At 67.6% G+C, this 21,272-nt stretch carries 18 protein-coding genes and 1 pseudogene; 9 read left to right on the top strand and 10 right to left on the bottom strand.

The window, feature by feature from the left end:
* Positions 1 to 2: 2 nt before the first annotated feature.
* From O5I81_RS00090 to O5I81_RS00100, 3 genes and pseudogenes are all read right to left on the bottom strand, one after another.
* Positions 3 to 1,264 (bottom strand): annotated as a pseudogene (locus tag O5I81_RS00090) (cytochrome P450).
* Positions 1,265 to 1,393: 129 nt separating this feature from the next.
* Positions 1,394 to 3,250 carry a methyl-accepting chemotaxis protein gene (locus O5I81_RS00095; RefSeq protein ID WP_271066912.1) on the bottom strand — a complete coding sequence of 619 codons (1,857 nt, stop codon included), beginning with the start codon at positions 3,248 to 3,250 and terminating at the stop codon, positions 1,394 to 1,396.
* A 77-nt stretch (positions 3,251 to 3,327) separates the two neighbouring features.
* A complete protein-coding gene (locus tag O5I81_RS00100) occupies positions 3,328 to 3,636 on the bottom strand; it encodes a hypothetical protein (RefSeq protein ID WP_271066913.1) in 309 nt (102 codons plus the stop codon).
* Between the two features lie 152 nt (positions 3,637 to 3,788).
* Here O5I81_RS00100 and O5I81_RS00105 point away from each other — a divergent pair, with 152 nt between their 5' ends.
* The 3 genes from O5I81_RS00105 to O5I81_RS00115 are packed head-to-tail and all read left to right on the top strand — an operon-like array spanning position 3,789 to position 6,042.
* Positions 3,789 to 4,355 (top strand): NifU family protein, encoded by a 567-nt coding sequence (locus tag O5I81_RS00105; RefSeq protein ID WP_271066914.1) that lies wholly within the window; start codon positions 3,789 to 3,791, stop codon positions 4,353 to 4,355.
* Positions 4,356 to 4,409: 54 nt separating this feature from the next.
* On the top strand, positions 4,410 to 5,003 hold the full coding sequence (locus tag O5I81_RS00110) for a malonic semialdehyde reductase (RefSeq protein WP_271066915.1): 594 nt from the start codon (positions 4,410 to 4,412) through the stop codon (positions 5,001 to 5,003).
* Between the two features lie 55 nt (positions 5,004 to 5,058).
* On the top strand, positions 5,059 to 6,042 hold the full coding sequence (locus O5I81_RS00115; protein WP_271066916.1) for an alpha/beta hydrolase: 984 nt from the start codon (positions 5,059 to 5,061) through the stop codon (positions 6,040 to 6,042).
* A 9-nt stretch (positions 6,043 to 6,051) separates the two neighbouring features.
* On the opposite strand, the gene O5I81_RS00120 is transcribed toward O5I81_RS00115, so the two are convergent.
* From O5I81_RS00120 to O5I81_RS00130, 3 genes are all read right to left on the bottom strand, one after another.
* Positions 6,052 to 7,932, bottom strand: a complete 1,881-nt coding sequence (locus tag O5I81_RS00120; protein ID WP_271066917.1) for a S9 family peptidase — start codon at positions 7,930 to 7,932, stop codon at positions 6,052 to 6,054.
* A gap of 197 nt (positions 7,933 to 8,129) precedes the next feature.
* Positions 8,130 to 10,211 (bottom strand): alpha/beta fold hydrolase, encoded by a 2,082-nt coding sequence (locus O5I81_RS00125; RefSeq protein WP_271066918.1) that lies wholly within the window; start codon positions 10,209 to 10,211, stop codon positions 8,130 to 8,132.
* Between the two features lie 64 nt (positions 10,212 to 10,275).
* Positions 10,276 to 11,262: a D-glycerate dehydrogenase gene (locus tag O5I81_RS00130; RefSeq protein WP_271066919.1), complete on the bottom strand. Its 987-nt coding sequence runs from the start codon at positions 11,260 to 11,262 to the stop codon at positions 10,276 to 10,278.
* A gap of 410 nt (positions 11,263 to 11,672) precedes the next feature.
* Between O5I81_RS00130 and O5I81_RS00135 the strand changes: the two genes are divergently transcribed.
* From O5I81_RS00135 to O5I81_RS00155, 5 genes are all read left to right on the top strand, one after another.
* Complete coding sequence (locus tag O5I81_RS00135) at positions 11,673 to 12,194, top strand: SH3 domain-containing protein (protein WP_271066920.1); 522 nt, start codon at positions 11,673 to 11,675, stop codon at positions 12,192 to 12,194.
* Positions 12,195 to 12,276: 82 nt separating this feature from the next.
* Entirely contained in the window at positions 12,277 to 12,798 is a 522-nt protein-coding gene (gene fabA / locus O5I81_RS00140) for a 3-hydroxyacyl-[acyl-carrier-protein] dehydratase FabA (protein ID WP_271066921.1), read from the top strand.
* 110 nt (positions 12,799 to 12,908) lie between these two features.
* Positions 12,909 to 14,123 carry a beta-ketoacyl-ACP synthase I gene (gene fabB / locus O5I81_RS00145; protein WP_271066922.1) on the top strand — a complete coding sequence of 405 codons (1,215 nt, stop codon included), beginning with the start codon at positions 12,909 to 12,911 and terminating at the stop codon, positions 14,121 to 14,123.
* Positions 14,124 to 14,395: 272 nt separating this feature from the next.
* Positions 14,396 to 15,565, top strand: coding sequence for an FAD-dependent oxidoreductase (locus O5I81_RS00150; protein WP_271066923.1), 1,170 nt, complete (start codon positions 14,396 to 14,398; stop codon positions 15,563 to 15,565).
* A gap of 30 nt (positions 15,566 to 15,595) precedes the next feature.
* Positions 15,596 to 16,417, top strand: coding sequence for an enoyl-ACP reductase (locus O5I81_RS00155; protein ID WP_271066924.1), 822 nt, complete (start codon positions 15,596 to 15,598; stop codon positions 16,415 to 16,417).
* Between the two features lie 8 nt (positions 16,418 to 16,425).
* On the opposite strand, the gene O5I81_RS00160 is transcribed toward O5I81_RS00155, so the two are convergent.
* The 3 genes from O5I81_RS00160 to O5I81_RS00170 are packed head-to-tail and all read right to left on the bottom strand — an operon-like array spanning position 16,426 to position 19,744.
* Positions 16,426 to 17,031, bottom strand: coding sequence for a TetR/AcrR family transcriptional regulator (locus tag O5I81_RS00160; protein ID WP_271066925.1), 606 nt, complete (start codon positions 17,029 to 17,031; stop codon positions 16,426 to 16,428).
* Between the two features lie 2 nt (positions 17,032 to 17,033).
* Positions 17,034 to 18,575 carry a DHA2 family efflux MFS transporter permease subunit gene (locus tag O5I81_RS00165; RefSeq protein WP_271069074.1) on the bottom strand — a complete coding sequence of 514 codons (1,542 nt, stop codon included), beginning with the start codon at positions 18,573 to 18,575 and terminating at the stop codon, positions 17,034 to 17,036.
* Between the two features lie 56 nt (positions 18,576 to 18,631).
* Positions 18,632 to 19,744, bottom strand: coding sequence for an HlyD family secretion protein (locus tag O5I81_RS00170; protein WP_271066926.1), 1,113 nt, complete (start codon positions 19,742 to 19,744; stop codon positions 18,632 to 18,634).
* 185 nt (positions 19,745 to 19,929) lie between these two features.
* Here O5I81_RS00170 and O5I81_RS00175 point away from each other — a divergent pair, with 185 nt between their 5' ends.
* Positions 19,930 to 20,373, top strand: a complete 444-nt coding sequence (locus tag O5I81_RS00175) for a hypothetical protein (protein WP_271066927.1) — start codon at positions 19,930 to 19,932, stop codon at positions 20,371 to 20,373.
* Between the two features lie 451 nt (positions 20,374 to 20,824).
* Here O5I81_RS00175 and trxA read toward each other — a convergent pair whose 3' ends face one another.
* Complete coding sequence (trxA, locus tag O5I81_RS00180; protein WP_271066928.1) at positions 20,825 to 21,160, bottom strand: thioredoxin; 336 nt, start codon at positions 21,158 to 21,160, stop codon at positions 20,825 to 20,827.
* Positions 21,161 to 21,272 lie beyond the last annotated feature (112 nt).

The following is a 21,272-nucleotide window of genomic DNA, read 5'->3' on the forward strand; positions in this document are numbered from 1 at the left end:
TCCTAAAGTCGGGCAGGGATGACGACGGGAAGGGTGTCGTAGCCCTTCACGAAGCTGGAAAAGACGCGGGTCGGCTCGCCGACCACGTCGATGCGGGGAAAGCGCTGCAGCACCTCTTCCCAGACGATGCGCAGCTGCATCTCGGCCAGGCGGTTGCCGACACAGCGATGGATGCCGAAGCCGAACGACAGGTGATGACGCGGCCGCTCGCGGTCAATGATGAAGGCGTTGGGGTTGTCGATGACCGTCTCGTCGCGGTTGCCGGAGACGTACCACATGACGACCTTGTCGCCGGCCTTGATGGTCTTGCCGCCGACCACCGTGTCCTCGACGCAGGTGCGGCGCATATGGGCCAGGGGCGTCTGCCAACGGATGATCTCCGAGACCATCGAGGGGATCAGCGCGGGATTGGCCCGCAGCTTGTCGTACTCGGCCGGGTTCTGGTTCAGCGCCAGCAGGCCGCCGGTGATCGAGTTGCGGGTCGTGTCGTTGCCGCCGACGATCAACAGGATGAGGTTCCCGAGGTACTCCATCGGGTCCATGTTTCTCGTGCTCTCGCCATGGGCCAGCATCGAGATCAGATCATCGCGCGGCGGCGCGTTCACCCGCTCGTTCCACAGCCGGGTGAAGTAGTCCAGGCATTCGCGCAGCTCGGCCCGCCGCGCCTCCTCGCTCTCGACGATGCCGTTGCCGGGCAGGGCGGTGGCGACATCCGACCAGCGGGTCAGCTTGCGCCGGTCCTCCCAGGGGAAATCGAACAGGGTGGCCAGCATCTGGGTGGTCAGCTCAATGCTGATCCTGTCCACCCAGTCGAACTCCTCGCCGATCGGCAGGCTGTCGAGCAGTTTCCGGCCCGCTCGCGGATCACCGGCTCCAGCAGCATCAGGTTGGCGGGACTGACCACCGGGCTGACGGTCTTGCGCTGCACGTCGTGCTTGGGCGGGTCCATGGCGATGAAGTTCGGCAGCACAAAGTCGGGCTTTGGATCACGGATGGTGATGCCGCCCCGGAAGGCGTCGCTCGAGAAGGCCTGGTGGTTGGTGTCGACGGCGACGATGTCGTCGAACCTGGTGATCGACCAGTAGGCCCCCCACTCGCTGCCCGGCGTATAGTGGACCGGATCTTCCTGGCGCAGGCGTTCGAACACGGGCCAGAACGTGTCGTCCCGGAAGCGGGCCGGATCGCCGGGGTTCAGCTGGTCGAGGGGCGTGGCCCAGACCTGGGCGCGCAAGGCGTCCAGCCTGTCGAAGGCGCCGTCAGCCATCGCATCCTCCCTTATCTTGTCATTGTTCACATAGGGCCACGGAAACGCCGGTTTGTGAAGCCGGGCCCAAAATGAGAGAGCCCCCGCCGTCAGGGACAGCGGGGGCTCCAAGCAGTTCTGGAGGCTGGGTCAGCCGGCTCGGGCGTACCGCCGGGCTGGTTCGTCATGCGCGGCCTCGGCGGCGCTGACCTTGAAGCGGCGGATCAGGCCGCCGAGTTGCTCGGCCTCCTGGCGCATCATGTGCGAGGCGGAGGTGGATTCGCCGACCAGGGTGGCGTTCTGCTGGGTCATCTGGTCCATGCGGTTGGCGGTCAGGGTGACCTCGCGCAGGCCGATCGACTGTTCGCGCACCGAACCGACGATCTCGGTCATCAGGGCGGTGACATCACCGACCCGACCGACGATGCGGTCCAGGGCCGCGCCGGCCTGGCCGACCAGGTCGACGCCGGAACTGATCTGCTGGCTGGAGGCGGCGATCAGGCTCTTGATCTCCTTGGCCGCCTCGGCCGAGCGCTGGGCCAGGGCCCGCACTTCCGAGGCGACGACCGCGAAGCCGCGACCGGCATCTCCGGCCCGGGCCGCTTCCACGCCGGCGTTGAGCGCCAGCAGGTTGGTCTGGAAGGCGATCTCGTCGATCACCCCGATGATCTGGGTGACATGGCGCGAGCTCTCCTCGATGCCGGCCATGGCGGTGACGGCGCGGCGCACCACCTCGCCGCTGTCCCGGGCGTCGGCGCCGGTCTCGGTGACCACCTTGTCGGCCTTGCCGGCGCCTTCGGCGGCGCGGACAGCGGCGGCGCTGATCTGCTCCAGGGCGGCGGCCGTCTGCTGCAGGCTGGCGGCCTGTTGCTCGGTGCTGCGCGACAGGTCGTCGGCCGCCAGGCTGGTCTCGCCGGACACCTGTTCGATGGTCACGGCGCGCTCGGAGATGGTGCGGATAACGCTGGCCAGCTCGATAACGGTCTTGTTGAAGTCGTTGCGCAGGCCTTCGTAGGCGGCGGCGAACGGGGTGGTCAGCTGGAAGGTCAGGTCGCCCTGCGACAGCCGGCTGAGGCCGTTGGCCAGGCCTTCGACAACCTGGGCCTGCTCGCGGCTCGATTGGGCCCGGCGGGCCTCCTCGCCGGCCCGGGACTGATCCTGCTGGGCGGCCAGCGCCTCCTGCTGGGCGGCGAGGTCGGCCAGCCGCAGCTGGTTGTCGCGGAACACCACCAGCGAACGCACCAGGGCGCCCAGCTCGTCGGCCCGCTTCAGGCGGTCGAGATCGATGGCGTTGTCGCCGCCGGCCAGGGTTTCCGTGGCCTGGGCGATGCGGGTGACATCCTTGCGGATGGCCATGACCAGCAGGAAGGCGATGCCGGCCACCCCAACCAGGGCCAGGGCGACCAGGACGATGGCCACGGCGCCGATCAGCTCGGCCTGTTTCACGCTGGCTTCGGCGCGGGCCACGGAGGCCTCGCTGACGCTCTGCGCCGCCTTGTCGAGGGCGGCGGTCATCTTGACGTAGGCCTCCTCGAACGGGACCGTGAACTGGGCGGCGGTGGCGACGTCGACCTCGAGCATCGACATGACGACGCCGACGGCGTCCTCGTAGTCCTTGAGATCCTTCTTGAGGCCCGTCAGGTCGGCCTGTTCCCGCGAACCGGCCGCGGTCCTGGCCAGGGCGACATCAACGGCCTTCTTGATCTCGACGATCTCGCCGGTGAGTTTTTCGGCGCGGCCGGAGATGGTGTCCGTCTCGATGCCCGCCGACTGGCGGGTGAGCAGCAGATAAAGCTCACCGTGGGCCGAGCGGATGCGTTGCGAGATGGTGGCCAGCTCAAGGCTGGCCGGCGCGTCGACCTCGACCACATGGGTCAGCACGGCGCGCTGGTTGAGGTTCATCCACCACGAACCGCCGGCCACCAGGGCCAAGGCGATGATGGCCAGCATCGGCGCAAGTCCGACCTTGATGGCGAGCGGAGCGTCGGCAAGCCTCGGTAAACGCATGACGGCGGATTTCCCTCAGGTTCTTGATAAGCCCGTGTGCGGACACCCGGCCGGCGCCCGCACGCGGGGATAGACGATCAGGCGCCGGTGAAGCGCAGCGGCACGCGGATGACCCCCGACTTGCCGCCCATCGGCAGCGCGCCGGCGACACAGACGGCGGCCGCCTCGAAGCCCTTCGACGGGACCTCGCTCTCGACGACCTTGCAGTTGGAGAGCTTGCCGTCGGCGGCGGTGCATTCGAGCGTCACCTTGGCCGCCTGTTTGACGTTGGCGTGCTTGGTGAGACAGCGGGTCATTTCCGCCTGCAGATTGCTGGCGGCCGAACCCGGCGCGGCGACGGAAAGCATGCCGAGCGTGGCGACGGCGGTGACGATGATCTTTTTCATGTACGGAGCGCCCCTTCTGAGCTGATAGGTCGAAGACGGGCGTAGTGAAACCGAGAGTTCTTAAAGCCCTCCTTATCCGAAGCGGGATTTTCCCAATTCGAGAAAAAAAGTGACGCCTTGCTCCGACCGGCTCCGCGCCCCATCTTTCAGCCATGTTCATCCAGACCGAAGTCACGCCCAATCCGGACGTCATCAAGTTCCTGCCCGGCCGCGAGGTTCTGGGGACCGGCAGCCGCGAGATCACCAGCCCGGAAGAGGCCATTGTCTCGCCCCTGGCCACCGCGCTGTTCGCGCTCGGTGATGTGACGCGGGTCTTCCTGGGCCCCGACTTTCTGACGGTGACCCGCAACCCCGACATCGAGTGGGCCCATCTGAAGGCGCCGATCCTGGCCGCCATCATGGACCACTACACCTCCGGCAAGCCGGTTCTGGCCAGCGGCAGCGACGATGCCGAGGACGACACCGTCTACGACGAGGACACCCTGCAGATCGTCGCCGAGATCAAGGACCTGCTCGACACCCGGGTGCGCCCGGCCGTGGCCCAGGACGGCGGCGACATCGTCTTCAATCGCTTCGATGTCGAGAGCGGCACCGTCTATCTGCACATGCGCGGCGCCTGTTCGGGCTGCCCCTCGTCCGCCGCCACGCTCAAGGCCGGGGTCGAGAACATGCTGCGCCACTATGTGCCCGAGGTGATGCGCGTGGAGCAGACCCTCTAGGTTGGGCGTTGTTCGGCCGCTATAGCCACACACACCGTTACCGATGGAGCCGACATGTCCTCGCCGCTGCCCGACGCCTGCCTCGACCAGATCTTCCGCGAGGCCCGCACCCGCAACGGCTGGGAGACCGCGCCGCTCGCCGAGACCCTGATCCGGGCCGTCTATGACCTGGCCCGCATGGGCCCGACCAGCGCCAACGCCAGCCCGGCCCGTTTCGTCTTCGTGACCAGCGAGGAGGGCAAGGCAAAGCTGGCCGGCTGCGCCTCGGCCCAGAACGCCCCGAAGATCCTTCAGGCCCCCTGCACGGTGATCATCGGCTACGACCTCGAATTCATGGACCGGCTGCCGCAGCTGTTCCCGCACAACCCCGGCGCCAGGGACTGGTTTCCCAAGGGCTCCGAGGTCGCCGAAAAGACGGCCTTCCGGAACGGTACGCTGCAGGGCGCCTATCTGATCATGGCCGCCCGCAGCCTTGGCCTCGACTGCGGCCCGATGAGCGGCTTCTCGAACGACAAGGTCGATGAGCTGTTCTTCGCCGGCACGGCGGTGAAGTCCAACTTCATCTGCTCCATCGGCCACGGGACGGACAAGGACCTCTTCCCCCGCAGCCCGCGGCTGAGCTTCGAGGACGCCTGTACGATCCGCTAGCGCTCAAGCGCTGGGCGACATACCCTCCCTTCAAATATCGCTCGGGGAGGGCGTCATGAAGCTGTTGGGCAGGATCCTGCTGGGCCTCGTCGCCCTGATCGTCGTCGTCGCCGTGGTCGGCTGGCTGGCCATGCGGCGCGGCGAGATTCCCTGGGCGACACTGGAGGCGAAATACGCCAACGCCGAGAGTGAGTGGGTCGATCTGCCCGGCGGCATCCGCGCCCACTATCGCGACCAGGGCAACCCGGACGGCCCGGTGCTGGTCCTCGTCCACGGGTTCGCGGCCAACCTCGATACCTGGGAGCCCTGGGTCCAGCGGCTGGGCAAGGACTACCGCGTCGTCAGCCTCGACCTGCCGGGCTTCGGCCTGACCCGCGCGCCCAAGGGCTATCGGCTGACCCCGACCGCCTTCGACGACACCGTCGAGGGCGTCGCCAAGCACCTGAAGCTCGGCCGTTTCACCCTGGCCGGCAATTCCATGGGCGGCGGCGTCGCCTGGCAGTATGCGCTCAAGCATCCGGACCGCCTGGAAGGCCTGGTGCTGGTCGATGCCGCCGGCTTCCCGGAGCCGGCCCAGGAGGGGTCGCCCATCGCCTTCAAGATCCTGCGCAACCCGGTCGGCCGCTTTCTGCTCAAAGACCTCGACACAACCCGGGTCACCGCCCAGGGCCTGCGCTCGGCCTTCGAGCCGCAGCCGGAGCTGGCCACCGACACCATGGTCGCCCGCTATGTCGAACTGGCCCGCGCCCCGGGCCACAAGGACATCATCCTCGGCATGATGAGCGATCCGGCCGGCCGGCGCTTCGCCGATCCGAAGGCGCTGGCGACCATCAAGGCCCCGACCCTCGTCATGCACGGCGACACCGACAAGCTGATCAGCGCCGAGGCCGGCCGCAAGTTCGCCGCCGCCATCCCGGGCTCGCAACTGATCATCTACGAAAAGGTCGGCCACGTTCCGATGGAGCACGTCCCCGACAAGTCGGCCGCCGACCTCGACGCCTGGCACAAGGCCAGGGTCAGGGCCCCGACGAAGCCCTGACCCGTCGGCTCAGGCGAAGGCCCTTGCGATGAAGTCGATCACCCGGGTCAGGTATTTGAGCTCGACGTCCCGCTCGAAGCCGCCGTGGCCCTCCCCCTCGATCTCCCAGTACTCGTGCGGCTTGCCCGCCTTGGCCAGGGCCTTGGCCATCAGGCGTCCCTGTTCGACCGGCACGATATAGTCCTCATCGCCCTGGACGATCAGGATGGGAATATCGATGGCGTCGACCTGCAGGGCCGGCGAGGCGGCGCGCAGCATGGCCGCGTCGGTGTTCGGGTCGCCCATGGTCCGGGCCCAGTAGAGGTAGCCCGGCGAGTCCGTGCCTTCCTTGGCCTCGAAGTCCATCATCTTCATCAGGTCGGCCGGCGCCGCCCCGGCCACGGCGCAGCGGTAGATCTGCGGCTTGCGCACCGCCCCCATCAGGGCCGCGTAGCCGCCATAGGAGAAGCCGAAGATGGCGATCTTCTTCGGGTCGGCCCAGCCGCCCGCGATCACATGGGCCACCGCGTCCTCGACATCCTCCTGCATGCGGTCGCCCCAGCGCTTGCGCCCGGCGTCGGCGAAGGCCACGCCCAGCCCGCCGGAGCCCCGGAAGTTGGGCTGCAGCACCAGCCAGCCCCGCGCCGCCAGGGCCTGAACCTGCCGGTGGTAGCCGCGGCTGTCGCGCACCTCGGGCCCGCCGTGCGGCATGACCACCATCGGCCGGTTCTTCACCTCGCCGAGCGGCCGGGTCAGGTAGGCGCCGATCTCGGCCCCGTCGCGGGTCTTGATCTTCAGCGTCTCCATCGGCGCCAGACGGTCGGTCGTCAACCAGGGCTGGGCGTCGCCCAGTTCCTCCAGATGCTTGGCCTTGACGTCGTAGAGCACATAGCCGCCCGGATGGCGCGGGCCGGAGACGCGGATCAGGAAGCGGTTTGCCTCGCGATCGACGTCAGCGAGCGCCAGATTGCAATCGTTGCCGAAATAGGCGCTCAGCCCCTTGTAGTGACCGGCCAGACCAGGGATCTGAAAACTGTAGCCGAGGCGGTCCGCCGTGTAGGCAACCGCGATGATCCGGTTCGAGGCATCCTGGAAGAGGCTGTCCACATCCCGGCCCTCGACGGCGGCCACCACCTCGCCGAATGCCAAGGTCTTCAGGTCGTACTTGCGGACCGAGTAGTACTGCTCGTTCTCGGCCCGGGAACTGACCAGCATGACGCCTGGTTCGCTGGAGGCGCCCACAACATCAAAGCCCAGCAGTTTCTGCAGTTCGTTGCGGCGCAGCTTGCGCACCAGCTTCCATTTGTCCTCGCCCGGCGCCCGGGCGAAGACGGTAAACACTGTGCGGCGCTGGTTGGCGTCATAGCGCAGAACGGCCATGCCATCCTGGCACTCCCATCCGACCGTCGCGCGTTCGCCAAACTCGACCGGCATCGACAGGCCGTTGTTGACGTTCACCCGGAACAGACCGAGCCGGTTCTGGACCGTGTCCCAGCGCTCCATCAGGACCAGATCCGGATCCCGCTCCAGCTTGTCCACCACCACGGCCAGGTTGAACACCTTGTCAGTGGCGGCCGCGTCCGCGACGAAGGCCAGAGTCGGCTTGCTGCCGTCCGCCCCGATGAACATCAGGCGGGTCACCGGCACCGGATAGATCTTGTTGTAGCGCATGATGCCGGTCGGCTTGCCGTCCGGCGTCTTGTCGAACTGCAGGGTGACCATCAGCCGGCTCTCGTTGGCCCAGCCGATGGCGATGACATTGTTGTCGCCGATGATGATCTCGTGCGGCGGCGCCTTGGGATTGTCGGCCGGCAGCACATGGATCAGGGCGCTGCGCTTGCCGGCCGTCCAGCGCTCGCGAAGGATGGCCAGCCGGGTGCCGTCTGGCGACAGCGATGCGTCGACCAGCACGGCCGGCTGGAGGATTTCGTCAAAGCTCGGTGACGAGGCCGCGCCCGGCGCACTTTGCGCAAACACGGCCTTGGCCGAAGCAGCGGCCGGGGCCGCAAGAAAACCAGCCGCCATAAGGCGGCGACGCGACAAGGACAACACTGAATAACCCCCCAATCGGGACGCCGGCCACGCCGGTCGCCCCCCAAAAACTCAGATCAACCGAAAGCCTTGCCGATGAACCGCATGGCCTCGGTCAGCACCTTCTTCTCGTTGGCGTCCGACCAGCCGGTGTGACCCTCACCCGGCAGCTCGATATGTTCGTAGGTCTTGCCGGCCTTCTTCAGGGCCTTGGCCATGTCACGCGACTGCTGCGGCGAGACGATGGTGTCCTCGGTCCCGGCCACCATCATCACCGGCACGACGATCTCGTTCACCCGCTGGCGCGGCGAATGGGCCCTCAGGAGGGCGGCGTCGGTCTTCGGATCGCCCATGCTGGCCACCCAGTAGGCATAGGTGTCGCTGTCGGCGCCGTCTTCCTTGCGCGAGAAGGCGAGACTGTCGATCAGGTCGAAGTCGCCGCTGATGGCCACGGCGCATTTGTAGAGCGTCGGCTGGCGCACCACCCCCATCATCGCCGCATAGCCGCCGTAGCTGGCGCCCATGATGGCCAGCCTGTTCGGATCGGCCGCGCCACTGGCCACCACATGAGCGACAGCATCCTCGACGTCCTGCTGCATCCGCTCGCCCCACTGCTTGCGGCCGGCCTCGCCGAAGCGCTTGCCGTAGCCGCCCGAGCCCCGGAAGTTCGGCTGCAGCACCAGCCAGCCCCGGGCGCAGAGGGCCTGGGCCCAGCGATCCCACTCATAGTGGTCGCGCACCTCGGGGCCGCCGTGCGGCATGACCACCATCGGCCGGTTCTTCGCCTCGCCGATGGGATGGGACAGGTAGGCGGTGATCCGCGTCCCGTCGCGGGTGGTGATCTCGAGCGTCTCCATGCGCGCCAGCCGCTCGGCCGTCAGATGCTCGTACTGGTCGCCGAGCACGTCCAGGTGCTGGGTCTTCAGGTTGTAGTAGACGAACTGACCCGGCTGCCGGGGTCCGGTGACGTAGAAGATGACGTGCTTGTGGTCGAGGCTGATGTCGTAGAGCGTGACGTTGGCCTCGCCCTTGTAGAACTTGTTCAGGGCCTTGTAGTGCTTGGTCAGGCCGGGGTCGTCGAACAGATAGTCCCGGCGGTCGCGCATGAATTCCACGGCCACCAGGGTCTCGGCCTCGTCCATGGTCACGCCGGTGATGTCGGCGCCCTCGACGCTCTTCAAGGTCCGCCCCATGGTCAGGTTGCGAATGTCGAACTCCTTGATCGCCGCGAACTCTTCCTTGTCCTCGCGGTGGCTGATCAGCACCACGCCCGGCTGGGCCGTCACCCCGACCACGTCGAGGTCGGTGAAGCGCTCCATCTCGTTGCGGCGGGTCTTGCGGATCAGGGCCCAGTCGGTCTGGCCCGGCGCCCGGCCGAAGACGCTGAAGGTGGTGCCCCGGTAGTTGGAATCGAAGCGCAGCACCGGCACGCCGTCCTGCACATACCAGCCATCGGTGGACTTCTCGCCCAACTCCACCAGGGTCGCCTCGCCGGTCCGCACATCGACCCGGTAGAGGCCGTAGCGGTCCTTGGACGATTCCCACTTCTGCATCAGCACGATGTGCTCGTCGCGGGGCAACCGATCGACGACGTTGCCGAGGTCGAAGTCGCGCTTCACCGCCTTGGGCTGGTTGCCGAACAGCACGACGGGGTTGGTCCCGTCGGCGCCGACAGAGATCACCCGGCGGATCGGGAAGGCGAAGAAATAGCCGCCCAGCTGGATGCCGGTCGGATTGCCTCGCGCATCCTTGCTCATCCGCACCCAGATCAGCAGCCGCTCGTCGTTGGCCCATTCCACCTGTTCGACATCGTAGTCGCCGATCCGCACGAAGGTCGGGGGCCTGGTCAGGTCGGCCGAGGCGTAAAGGGCCACGTAGGCGGTGCGCTTCTCGACCGTTTTCGGCTCGTTCTTGCCGGTTTTGGGGTTGGCGACCTGTTCGCGCAGCACCCGCAGCGAGGCCAGGCGGCCGCCGTTCGGCGACAGGGCGGTGTCGAGCAGCCCGGCCGGTTGGTAGAGCTCGTCGAGGGTCGGCGGCAGCGCGGCCGGCGTCGGCGCGGCGGGGGCGTCGGCGGCGGCCACCTGGTCGAGACTCAGGGCGGGCAGGGCGAACCCCGCGCCGATCATGGCGGCCGCGACCTGGCGACGTGTGGGCCTCACCTGAAAACGCTCCCCAAGTCCTGTCCGCAAGGTTGCGGCGGGGGTGGTCACGCGTCAAGGCGAGTCAGAGCATCGAGGGAATGACGCGGTCCGGCGGCCGGTGGCCGTCCATGAAGGTCTTGATGTTGACGATGACCTTCTCGCCCATGTCGATCCGCCCCTCGACCGTGGCCGAGCCCATGTGGGGCAGCAGCACGACGTTGGGCAGCTTCAGGAGCTTGGGATTGATCGCCGGCTCGTGCTCGTAGACGTCCAGGCCGGCCCCGGCGATGTCGCCGCGCGACAGCATGTTGGCCAGCGCCCCCTCGTCGATCACCTCGCCGCGCGCCGTGTTGACGACGATGGCGTGGTTCTGCAGCAGCTTCAGCCGGCGGGCCGACAACAGGTGGTAGGTGGCCGGGGTGTGCGGGCAGTTGACCGAGATGATGTCCATCCGGGCCAGCATCTGGTCGAGGCTTTCCCAGTATGTGGCCTCCAGCTCCTCGGCGATGCGAGGGCTGACCGGCTTGCGGTTATGATAGTGGATCGACAGGCCAAAGGCCTTGGCGCGCCGGGCGAGGGCCTGGCCGATGCGGCCCATGCCGATGATGCCCAGGCGCTTGCCCCAGATGCGGCGGCCGAGCATCCAGGTCGGCGACCAGCCCTGGAAATCCCCCGACTGCACGACATTGGCGCCCTCCACCACCCGGCGGCTGGCGGCCATGATCAGGCCCATGGTCAGGTCGGCGGTATCCTCGGTCAGCACCCCCGGGGTGTTGGTGACGATGATGCCGCGCTGGTTGGCGGTGGCGACGTCGATGTTGTCGACCCCGGCCCCGAAGTTGGCGATCAGCTTCATCCGCTCGCCGGCCCGCGACAGCAGGCGGGAATCGAGGCGATCAGTGATGGTCGGCACCAGCACGTCGGCCCGGCCGAGCGCGTCGAGCAGCTGCTCGCCGCCCATCGGCTTGTCGTCGAGATTCAGTTCGGTGTCGAACAGTTCGCGCATCCGGGTTTCCACCGGATCGGGCAGCTTGCGGGTGACGATAACCTTGAGTCGTTTGGCGGCCATGACGCAGTCGATTGGAGCAAGGGGCTGCGCCCGGATGGGCGTCACCGCGACAGATAAAGCGCGCGGGCCCCGAGTGAAACCCAAATGCGTGTTCGGAGGCGAAATGAGCGAAGTTTGGTCATCGCCAGTATTCAGAGGTTTCGCCTCGGGTCTCCCTTCTCCCCTCGCGGGAGAAGGTGGCGCGAAGCGCCGGATGAGGGGGCTCCCAGGTCGTTCAGCTGCGGGGAGGCGGTTGGACCAGGCTGTGTCGAGGGCCGGTGAGCCCCCTCATCCGACCCCTTCGGGGCCACCTTCTCCCGCGAGGGGAGAAGGGCGCCCAGAGGCGAACTCACCGGGTGACTGCGCGCTTCTCAACGAAGCCTTCACCCTATTGTAGCCGTTTAAGGCCTGATTCCGCTTCGAGCCGACCCATGCGCGCCATCCTCGTCCTCCTCACGACCGCCGCCCTGCTGGCCGGCTGCGGCGAGGCCGAGGCGACCAAGTGCAAGACGCGGTCGGGGTTTCCGGTGCCGCGCTTCGTCTCCCTGAAGTCCGGCGAGGTGAACGCCCGCAAGGGACCGGGCGAGGATCACCGCATCCTCTGGGTCTGGCGGGTGAAGAACATGCCGCTGATGGTCGTCGCCGAGAGCCGCGAATGGCGCAAGGTCCGCGCGCCGGGTGGCGACGAGGCCTGGGTCAAGGCCCAGATGGTCGATGGTGGAAGCTCGGTGATGCGCACCCGGGCCGGCGACCTGCCCCTGCTCGACAAGCCGAAGGAGGGCGCGAAGGTCGTCGCCTACCTGCGCTCCGGGGCGGTGGCCATCCAGCTCAAACACAAGGACGGCTGGAACCAGCTGCGAGCCGGCGGCGAGGAGGGCTGGGCCCCGGCCGATGAGGTCTGGGGCGGCGGACCGGCCCCCGACTGCAAGGGCGTCAAGGTTCCGGCAGGTTGAGGTGCGTGGGGGGCCGTGCTACCCCCCGCCCCCAAACCAAGGCTGCAAGGAACCGCCGCCCGACAGGCGGCATTGAAACTTCATGACCCAGGACCGCAAGTCTTCCTTCACCTACGATGAACTCATCGCCTGCGGGCGGGGGGAAATGTTCGGTGACGGCAACGCCCAGCTGCCGGCCCCGCCGATGCTGATGATGGACCGCATCACCCTCATCACCAACGAGGGCGGCCTCTACGGCAAGGGCGAGATCATCGCCGAGCTGGATATCAATCCGGATCTCTGGTTCTTCAAATGCCACTTCATCGGCGACCCCGTCATGCCGGGCTGCCTCGGCCTGGACGCCATGTGGCAGTTGGTCGGCTTCTTCCTCGGCTGGTCGGGCGCTCCCGGCAAGGGCCGCGCGCTTGGCGTCGGCGAGGTCAAGTTCACCGGCCAGGTGACGCCGAACGTCAAGAAGGTCGTCTACCGCATCAACCTCAAGCGGGTGATCATGCGCAAACTGATCATGGGTATCGGCGACGGGGTTCTCGAAGCCGACGGCAAGCCTATCTATGAGGCCAAGGATCTGCGGGTCGGTCTGTTCGACCCCGCCACGATGGTCTGAAGCGTTCAACGAAAAACGGCGACGATCATCGCCGATAAACAGCACAACGGAACCCGGCGGGACGGCTCATCGCCGCACGGCGGGTTCCGCGGGAACAGCAAGGAGTCGCCATGCGTCGCGTCGTGGTCACCGGTATCGGCATCGTTTCGTCGATCGGAAACAACGCCAATGAAGTCCTCGCCTCGCTGCGGGAAGCCAGGAGCGGGGTGACCTTCGCACCGGACTACGCCGAGCTCGGCTTCCGCTGCCAGGTCCGAGCCATCCCCGACATCGACTGGGAGTCGATGGTCGATCGCCGCGCTGCCCGCTTCCTGTCATCCGGCACGGCTTACGCCCACATCGCCATGGACCAGGCCATCGCCGACAGCGGCCTGGAAGAGTCCGAGATTTCCAACGAGCGCACCGGCCTGATCGTCGGGGCCGGCGGGCCCTCGACCAAGGTCATCGTCGAAGCCGCCGCCACCACCCGCGAGAAGGGCCCCAAGCGCATCGGCCCGTTCGCGGTGCCCAAGGCGATGAGCAGCGGCCCCTCGGCCGTGCTGGCCACCTGGTTCAAGATCCGCGGCCTGAACTTCTCGATCAGCTCGGCCTGCGCCACCTCCACCCACTGCATCGGCTCCGCCTATGAGCAGATCGCCTGGGGCAAGCAGGACGTCATCTTTGCCGGTGGCACGGAAGAGGAACACTGGACCCTGTCCGACCTGTTCGACGCCATGGGCGCCATGTCCACGAAGTTCAACGACACCCCGACCAAGGCCAGCCGCGCCTACGACACCGACCGCGACGGCTTCGTCATCGCCGGCGGGGCCGGCATGCTGGTGCTTGAAGAGTACGAGCACGCCAAGGCCCGCGGGGCCAAGATCTACGGCGAGATCGTCGGCTACGCCGCCAATAGCGACGGCTTCGACATGGTCGCGCCGTCGGGCGAAGGCGCCGAGCGCTGCATGAAGCTGGCCATCGACAGCGCCGGCGGCCGCAAGATCGACTACCTCAACCCGCACGGCACCTCGACGCCGGTCGGCGACAGCAAGGAAATGGGGGCGGTCCGCAACCTCTTCGGCGCCGACAAGGCCCCGCTGATCAGCTCGACCAAGTCCCTGACCGGCCACAGCCTGGGCGCCGCCGGCGCGCAGGAGGCCATTTACTCGATCCTGATGCTCAACAACGGCTTCGCCGCCGAGAGCGCCAACATCGAACACCTCGACCCCGAGTTCGCCGACCTGCCGATCCTGACCAGCCGCTCGGACAAGCCGCTCGAAACGGTGATGAGCAACAGCTTCGGCTTCGGCGGCACCAACGGGTGCCTGATCATGGCGCGGGTGTAGAACTTAGCCCGCCGCCGAGCGATCGCTCTCCCCCATTGAAAATGGGGGAGTGGATTTGGCGAGCGTTGCAAGCGAGCCAAACCGAGGGGGTCCCCATCGGCGGTGCAGAACGACAACCCCCAACCGCCGGCGCTGCCCCGCCTCCTGGTCCGTCGCTTACGCTCCGAACCGTCCTCCGCCCCCTCGCGGGGGCGGAGAGCGAAGACGCCTCCTCCAAATCTGCACCACGAACACTCTCCCGCTCACCGGGGTGATCGGGTTAGCCTGTGCCCATGACCCTGGCCCTGCCTCGCCGCACCCTGCTCCTCGGCCTCGGCGCCGCCGGTCTCGCGTCGCGCGCCATCGCCCAGACCGACCGCTTCGTCGTCCCGCCCCTCGCCCCGCTGCGCATGGAGATGGGCCGGATCACCAAGGTCACCGTCTGCCTGCGCCCGTTCCGCGCCGCCGGGCCGCGCCTGGACGTGGAGAAAGTCGGCAGCAAGCGCGTCGTCCACAACTACGGCCACGGCGGCAGCGGCTGGTCCCTGTCCTGGGGCTCGGCGCAGATCGCCACCGCCAAGGCCCTCGAGGGCGGCACGAAACGCGTCGCCGTCATCGGCTGCGGGGCTATCGGCCTGACCACGGCCCTGACCCTGCTCCGCGCTGGGGCGAAAGTGACCATCTACGCCGCCGACCGCACCCCCTACACCCGCTCGGTCCGCGCCACCGGCACCTGGTCGCCCGACAGTAGGATTGCCGATCACGACAGGATCGACGCCGGCTTCCCGGCCCTCTGGGACAGCATGGCCCGGTCCTCGTACGCGACCTGGCAGACCCTGCTCGGCCGGCCGGGCGACCCGGTGGCCTGGAGCGACCGCTACGGCCTGGCCGACCCGATCATCGAGACGCCCCCCATCGCCTTCCCCGATAGGCCGGTTAACGCGCCGGAGATTCGCTTCTTCGAGCAGCGGTTGCCGGGCCTTGCCCCCCGGGGCCACGACCTGCAGCCGGGCCAGCATCCCTTCCCGGTCAGCCGCGCCCGCCTCAGCACCTCGATGCAGTTCAACGTCGCCGAGCTGGCCCACCTGCTGACGACGGATTTCCTGCTGGAGGGCGGCCGCATCGAGACCCGGACGTTCAACACCCCGGCCGACCTGCAGCGGCTGCGCCAGCCGGTCATCGTCAACTGCACCGGCTACGGCGCCCGGGCGCTGTGGAAGGACGAGTCCGTCGTCCCGGTCAGAGGCCAGATCAACTGGCTCGCCCCCCAGCCGGAGGTCCACTACGGCCTCTACTACCGCGATGTGAACGTCCTGCCCCGGCCAGACGGCATCGTCGTCCAGTACAGCGGAACAAGCGACATGTGGGGCTACGGCTGCGAGGACGAAACGCCCGACATGGCCGAGGCGGAAGCGGCCATCCGCACCATCGCGCCCCTGTTCGAAGCGCCAAAGGCTCTATAAACCGGCCTCAAAGCTTCGAGGAGACGCCGCATGGCCGAAGAGTACAGCTTCCCCAAGGGTGACCTGATGGCCGGCAAGACCGGGCTGGTCATGGGGGTCGCCAACCACAATTCCATCGCCTACGGCATCGCCAGCCAGCTGGCCGCCCAGGGCGCCAAACTGGCCTTCGCCTATCTGCCGGACATGGAAAAGCGGGTGCGGCCGCTGGGCGAAGCCATCGGCGTCACCGACTTCATCCCCTGCGAAGTGACCGACGACGCCTCGATGGACGCTGCCTTCGCGGACCTTGAGCAGCGCTTCGGCGGCCTGGACTTCCTGGTCCACTCCATCGCCTTCGCCAACAAGGACGAGCTGAAGGGCAGCTTCGTCGAGAACACCACGCGGGAGGGCTTCCTCACCGCCATGAACATCAGCGCCTTCAGCTTCGTCGACGCCGCCAACCGGGCCGCGAAGATGATGAAGCCCGGCGGCTCGATGGTCACCATGACCTACCTCGGCTCCGAGCGGGTCATTCCCAACTATAACACCATGGGCGTCGCCAAGGCCGCCCTGGAAGCGGCCACCCGCTATATCGCCCGTGACCTCGGCCCCAAGGGCATCCGGGTCAACGCCATCAGCGCCGGGGCCATGCGCACCCTGTCGCTGGCCGGCATCAGCGGCGGCCGCGGCCTGCTCAGCCAGGGGCGGATGTTCAGCGCCCTGAAGGAAGACACCTCGATGGAAGGCGTCGCCGGCTGCGCCCTGTGGCTGCTGTCGGATCTCGGCCGCTCGACCACCGGCGAGGTCATCCACGTCGACGCCGGCTTCCACATGATCGGCCTGCCGGACGAGTTTGCGAATTTGGCCGGCTGACCACAGGCCTAGGCGGCGTAGGCCCGCATGAACACCCGCGCCGCCGCCTTGGCCAGGCGGTCGATGTCGTCGTCGGTCAGGTCGGTGGCCAGGCGCAGCAGCACCTGCGTCTGGCGATGGCCCAGCACCATGCCGCCGAAGAACTCCGCCGCCTGCATGGGGTCGTCGACCCTCATGCGGCCGGCCTTGTCCTCCATCTCCAGGAAGCCGGCCAGCTGCCGGCGCGAGCGCATCGGACCGGTCTCGAACACCTCGCGGGCGAGGTCAGGGAGCTCGGCGGCGCTCTGGATCGACAATCGCATCACCGAATAACCACTGTCGTTGATGACGTGCAGCAGCGAGGTGGCATAGGCGGCCAGGGTCTCTTCCGGATGCTCCTCGGCGCCGGGCGACCGCAGGGGGGCGGTGATCGAATCCACCCGCCGCTCGACCAGGGCACGGACCAGGTCCGGCTTGCCGCCATAGCGGTTGTAGATGGTCTGTTTCGACACCCCGGCCCGCCGGGCGATCTCCTCGATCGGGGCCGCCAGCCCGCGCTCGGCCAGCACCTCGGCGGCGGCGTCGAGGATGGCCTCGGTCTTGGCGGTGTCGATCTGTCCGGTCAGTCTGGGCATCTTCAGTGCGCTTCCGCCGCCGCCTCGAGGGCCGCGGCTGTCGGTGGAGTCCTGGCGGGCTTGGCGAACAGGGCGAGGGCGGCGGCGAGGGCGCCGGCGATGGCCAGAACCGTGAAGCCGTCGCCGAAGGCCAGGATCGAGGCCTGCTGGTTGAGGAAGTAGGAGAAGGCCTTGTTGGCCGCGCCGGCTGGATCGCTGACGCCCCGGGCCGCCATCATCTGGGTCAGGCCGGCGATCATGCTCTGGGCTTCGGTCGAGGCGATGCTGACCTTGGAGCTCAGCGCCTGCATGTGGTTGGCGGTCTGGGTGGTCAGGGTGGTCGACAGATAGGCCATGGCGATGGCCCCGGCCGTGTTGCGCGACAGGTTCATCAGCCCCGAGGCGTCCTTGATCATCGCCGGCGGCAGCGTGGACATGGTCAGCTGGCTGGTGGCGATCATGGCGATCATCACCCCGCAGCCGCGGAAAGCCTGCAGCACCGCGAACTCGGCGAAACCCCACTCGCCGTTGATGTCGTGGCCCAGCCACATGCCCCAGGCGACCATGGAAAAGCCGATGACCATCGGGATGCGCGGATCGATCTGCCGCGCCAGCCGCCCGACCAGCGGCCCGGTGAAGAACATGCAGATGCCGGACACCAGCATCGTCGTGCCGACCTCGGCCGCCGAAAACTGCCGCACCCGGCCGAGATACAGCGGCATCAGGAAAGTGCCGCCATAGAGGCTGATCCCGGACACCGCCGTCATCAGGATGCCGAGCGTGAAATTGCGGTCGGTGAAGGCCCGCAGCTGCACCAGCGGCTTGTGATAGGTCAGGGTCCGCCAGACGAAGGTCGCGCCGGTGATGGCGCACAGCACGGTCAGCCAGAGGATGGCCCCGTCCTCGAACCAGTTATCCTTGGCGCCCTCCTCGACGACATACTGAAGGCTCATCAGGAAGGTGGCCATCGTGGCCAGGCCGAACCAGTCGAAGCCGCTGGCCAGGTTGCGGTCGCCGCGGTCGAAGTTGGCGTAGCGGCCGACCAGGAACAGGCTGAGCAGGCCCGGCCCGACGTTGACGAAGAACAGCCAGCGCCAGCTGAGCCACTCGGTCAGGTGGCCCCCGAGGATCGGTCCGACGGTCGGGGCCAGGGTGACGATCATGCCGGTGGCGACATTGGCCATGATCCGCTTGTCGGGCGGAAAGGCGGTGAAGGCGGTGGCGAACACCGCCGGCACCATGGCCCCGCCGACGAACCCCTGCAGGGCCCGGGCGACGATCATGAACTCGATGTTCTGGGAGAAGCCGGCGACGACGCTCATCACCGTGAACCCGGCGCAGCTCATCATGAACACCGGCCGCGTGCCCCACAGGCGGCAGAGATAGGCCGACAGCGGGATCATCACCACTTCGGGGATCAGGTAGGCCGTCTGGATCCAGCTGACCTGGTCGGCGCTGGCCCCGACCCCGGCCTGGATCTGCGGCAGCGACGCCGCCACGATCTGGATATCGAGGATGGCCATGAACTGGCCGATCGCCATGCCGGCGAAGCCGATCAGCAGCATGGTCCAGTTGACGGCCCCCGACGCCGTCGTCGGCGTCTGGGCGACGGTGACGTCGGTCACGGCCGGGCGGCGCCTTCGCCGCCCGCGACCTGGGCCGGGGCGACACCGCTCTCGGCGAAACTGGCCCCCGACTTGACCCGCACATCGACCTTCACCTCCAGCGACAGCCCGGGCCGCAGCGCCCCGCTGACCGTCTGGCCCTTGTCGACGACGATGCGCACCGGCACCCGCTGGGCGATCTTGGTGAAGTTGCCGACCGCGTTCTCGACCGGGATCAGGGCGAACTCGGCCCCAGTGGCCGGGGAGAAACTGTCGATGCGCCCCTTGATCACCGTCTTGCCGAGCGCGTCGGCCTTGATCTCGACCGGCTGGCCGATGCGCAGGCGGCTTAGCTGGGTTTCCTTGAAGTTGGCGACCACATAGGTCTCGCCCAGAGGCACCACGACCATCATCGTCTGGCCGGGCGACACCAGCTGGCCGACCCGCACCGAGCGGGCCCCGATGACGCCGGCTGCCGGAGCGCGGATGACAGTGCGCTCCAGATCCAGCCGGGCCTGCTGCACGGCGGCCTCGGCGGCCTGCACCTGGGCCAGTTTCTGTTCGCGGGCCGAGCCCAGACCCTGGGCGGCGCGCTGTTCTGCCACCAGGGCGGCCTGGGCGGCGGCGACGGAGGCGGCGCTCTGCTTTTCGCCGGCCCGGACCTGCTCGACCTTCTGTTCGGAGACCCAGCCCTTGGCGGCCAGCTCGCTGTAGCGTTTGGAATCGACCGCCATGCGTCCGGCGTCGGCCTGGGCGCTGGAGACGCCGGCGGCCTTCTGGGCGATCATCGCTTGTTCCAGCGCCGCCTTGTCATCGACCGCGGCAACGTCGGCCTGCAGGGCGCGGACATTGGCCACGGCCTGGTCATAGCGAGCCTGTATGGTCGAGGGATCGATGCGGGCGATGACCTGGCCGGCCTCGACCCGCTGGTTGTCGGCGACCAGCACCTCCAGCACATAGCCGGAGACCTGCGGGCTGACCTGGACGGTGTCGGCCTGGACAAAGGCGTTGTCGGTGCCCTCGAAGCTCTGCTTGCCGTGCCACCAGAAAGCGCCGCCGACGATGACGGCGACCGCGACGACGCCGGCCGCAATCATGGGAACGAGTCTTTGCCTGGAAATGGCTGGCATCAGGAGCCCCGGAACACACACTGAAAACGAAGGCGGACTCTCGCAGAAGGGCGTCCGCGACCCTGCCGTTACAGTCGCCGGACCGGGACGGCAAGACATAAATGGACGCTTGTGTCCAACTTTCAAGCGACGAAAGCGCGCGGCCCCGCTTTTCGCCGCGCGCGACTGCCGATAGTCTGCCGGTCATGGACCGGATTTCGCCTTCCACCCTTCGCCTCGTGGTCGTCGCCCTGGGAGGCTGCGCCGTGGTCGGCGGCTGGATGGGCCTGAGCGACAGCCTGCGCCGCTCGGCGCCGGCCTGGGACCAGCACCCGGTCTCCGAGGGGCCCGCGCCGGTGAACGGCCCGCCCGAAGCCGTCGCCTTCGACCCCAAGACCGTCGAAAAGGCCCCACCGCCCCAGGCTCCGCCGCCGGTCAAGGCCGAGGCCAAGACCGAGGTCGACCCCGACCCGACCGCCGATCCGACCCTGGCCACGCCGGCCGGAACCCCGCCGGCCGCCAAGACCCCGCCCGGTACGCCGAAGCCGGCCCCCAGGCCCACCTCGAAGGGCGACCCCATCGCCGACGTTATCCAGAACACGACCGCGCCGGCCCCCAAGGCCGAACCGCCGCCTGAGGTGCCGTTCTAAGGACAAATGGTGAGCTCGATCTTCGCTCTCCCCCACTTGGTGGGGGAGTGGCTTTGGCGAGCGCTGCAAGCGAGCCAAACCGAGGGGGTCCCCACCGCTGGTTGGTGATTGATCTTCCACCGCCGGCGCTGCCCCGCCTCCTGGTCCGTCGCTCACGCTCCGAACCGTCCTCCGCCCCCTCGCGGGCTACGGGATTCACACATCTCAAAAAGGCGTGTGATTTCAATGAGATGGACAATCTCAATGTGGTCCGCCTACCGACCATTGAATCCGGAATAGTTCGGGAAATTCAACAGGCGATTTTCTCGCGCGAGGCGTCTTCTGAGGCTCCAACCGAGATGTGTGCATGCCGTAGCCCTCGCGGGGGCGGAGAGCGCGCAGCCCCGCCAAAAGAAAAAGGGCGCCGCCCTTTCGGACAGCGCCCTAAATCTCCACAGATGAAGCCCGGCGCTTACGCGGCGGCTTTCACCCCGGCCTCGGCCAGCCATTCGACGATCTTCTGCTTGGGCATGGCGCCGACCTTCATCGAGGTCATCTGGCCGTCCTTGAACAGCATCATCGTCGGGATGCCGCGCACGCCGTAGCGCGAGGGCGTCGTCGGGCTGTCCTCGATGTTGACCTTGGCGATGGTCACATAGTCGGCCAGCTCTTCCGAGATCTGCTCCAGGGCCGGGGCGATCTGCTTGCAGGGGCCGCACCATTCGGCCCAGAAGTCCACCAGGACCGGGCCCGAAGCCTGCAGTACGTCCTTCTCGAAGGACTCGTCGGTCACCGCAACGGTGCTCATCGATAGTCTCCTTTCAAGGCCTGTCCGTCCGAAGTGTATGCGGTTCGGACGTCCGGCAGGCCGACAACAAAGATGCGGCGCACCCGCGCCGAGCTTGAGGTTCAGCATGTAA

Source organism: Caulobacter sp. NIBR1757 (genome assembly GCF_027912495.1).
Classification (GTDB): Bacteria; Pseudomonadota; Alphaproteobacteria; order Caulobacterales; family Caulobacteraceae; genus Caulobacter.

Excerpts from the sequence above, each read along its gene's own strand:
- O5I81_RS00095 (WP_271066912.1), bottom strand. The coding sequence starts at position 3,250 with ATGCGTTTACCGAGGCTTGCCGACGCTCCGCTCGCCATCAAGGTCGGA.
- O5I81_RS00100 (WP_271066913.1), bottom strand. The coding sequence starts at position 3,636 with ATGAAAAAGATCATCGTCACCGCCGTCGCCACGCTCGGCATGCTTTCC.
- O5I81_RS00105 (WP_271066914.1), top strand. The coding sequence starts at position 3,789 with ATGTTCATCCAGACCGAAGTCACGCCCAATCCGGACGTCATCAAGTTC.
- O5I81_RS00110 (WP_271066915.1), top strand. The coding sequence starts at position 4,410 with ATGTCCTCGCCGCTGCCCGACGCCTGCCTCGACCAGATCTTCCGCGAG.
- O5I81_RS00115 (WP_271066916.1), top strand. The coding sequence starts at position 5,059 with ATGAAGCTGTTGGGCAGGATCCTGCTGGGCCTCGTCGCCCTGATCGTC.
- O5I81_RS00130 (WP_271066919.1), bottom strand. The coding sequence starts at position 11,262 with ATGGCCGCCAAACGACTCAAGGTTATCGTCACCCGCAAGCTGCCCGAT.
- O5I81_RS00135 (WP_271066920.1), top strand. The coding sequence starts at position 11,673 with ATGCGCGCCATCCTCGTCCTCCTCACGACCGCCGCCCTGCTGGCCGGC.
- fabA (WP_271066921.1), top strand. The coding sequence starts at position 12,277 with ATGACCCAGGACCGCAAGTCTTCCTTCACCTACGATGAACTCATCGCC.
- fabB (WP_271066922.1), top strand. The coding sequence starts at position 12,909 with ATGCGTCGCGTCGTGGTCACCGGTATCGGCATCGTTTCGTCGATCGGA.
- O5I81_RS00150 (WP_271066923.1), top strand. The coding sequence starts at position 14,396 with ATGACCCTGGCCCTGCCTCGCCGCACCCTGCTCCTCGGCCTCGGCGCC.
- O5I81_RS00155 (WP_271066924.1), top strand. The coding sequence starts at position 15,596 with ATGGCCGAAGAGTACAGCTTCCCCAAGGGTGACCTGATGGCCGGCAAG.
- O5I81_RS00160 (WP_271066925.1), bottom strand. The coding sequence starts at position 17,031 with ATGCCCAGACTGACCGGACAGATCGACACCGCCAAGACCGAGGCCATC.
- O5I81_RS00165 (WP_271069074.1), bottom strand. The coding sequence starts at position 18,575 with ATGCTGCTGATCGGCTTCGCCGGCATGGCGATCGGCCAGTTCATGGCC.
- O5I81_RS00170 (WP_271066926.1), bottom strand. The coding sequence starts at position 19,744 with ATGCCAGCCATTTCCAGGCAAAGACTCGTTCCCATGATTGCGGCCGGC.
- O5I81_RS00175 (WP_271066927.1), top strand. The coding sequence starts at position 19,930 with ATGGACCGGATTTCGCCTTCCACCCTTCGCCTCGTGGTCGTCGCCCTG.
- trxA (WP_271066928.1), bottom strand. The coding sequence starts at position 21,160 with ATGAGCACCGTTGCGGTGACCGACGAGTCCTTCGAGAAGGACGTACTG.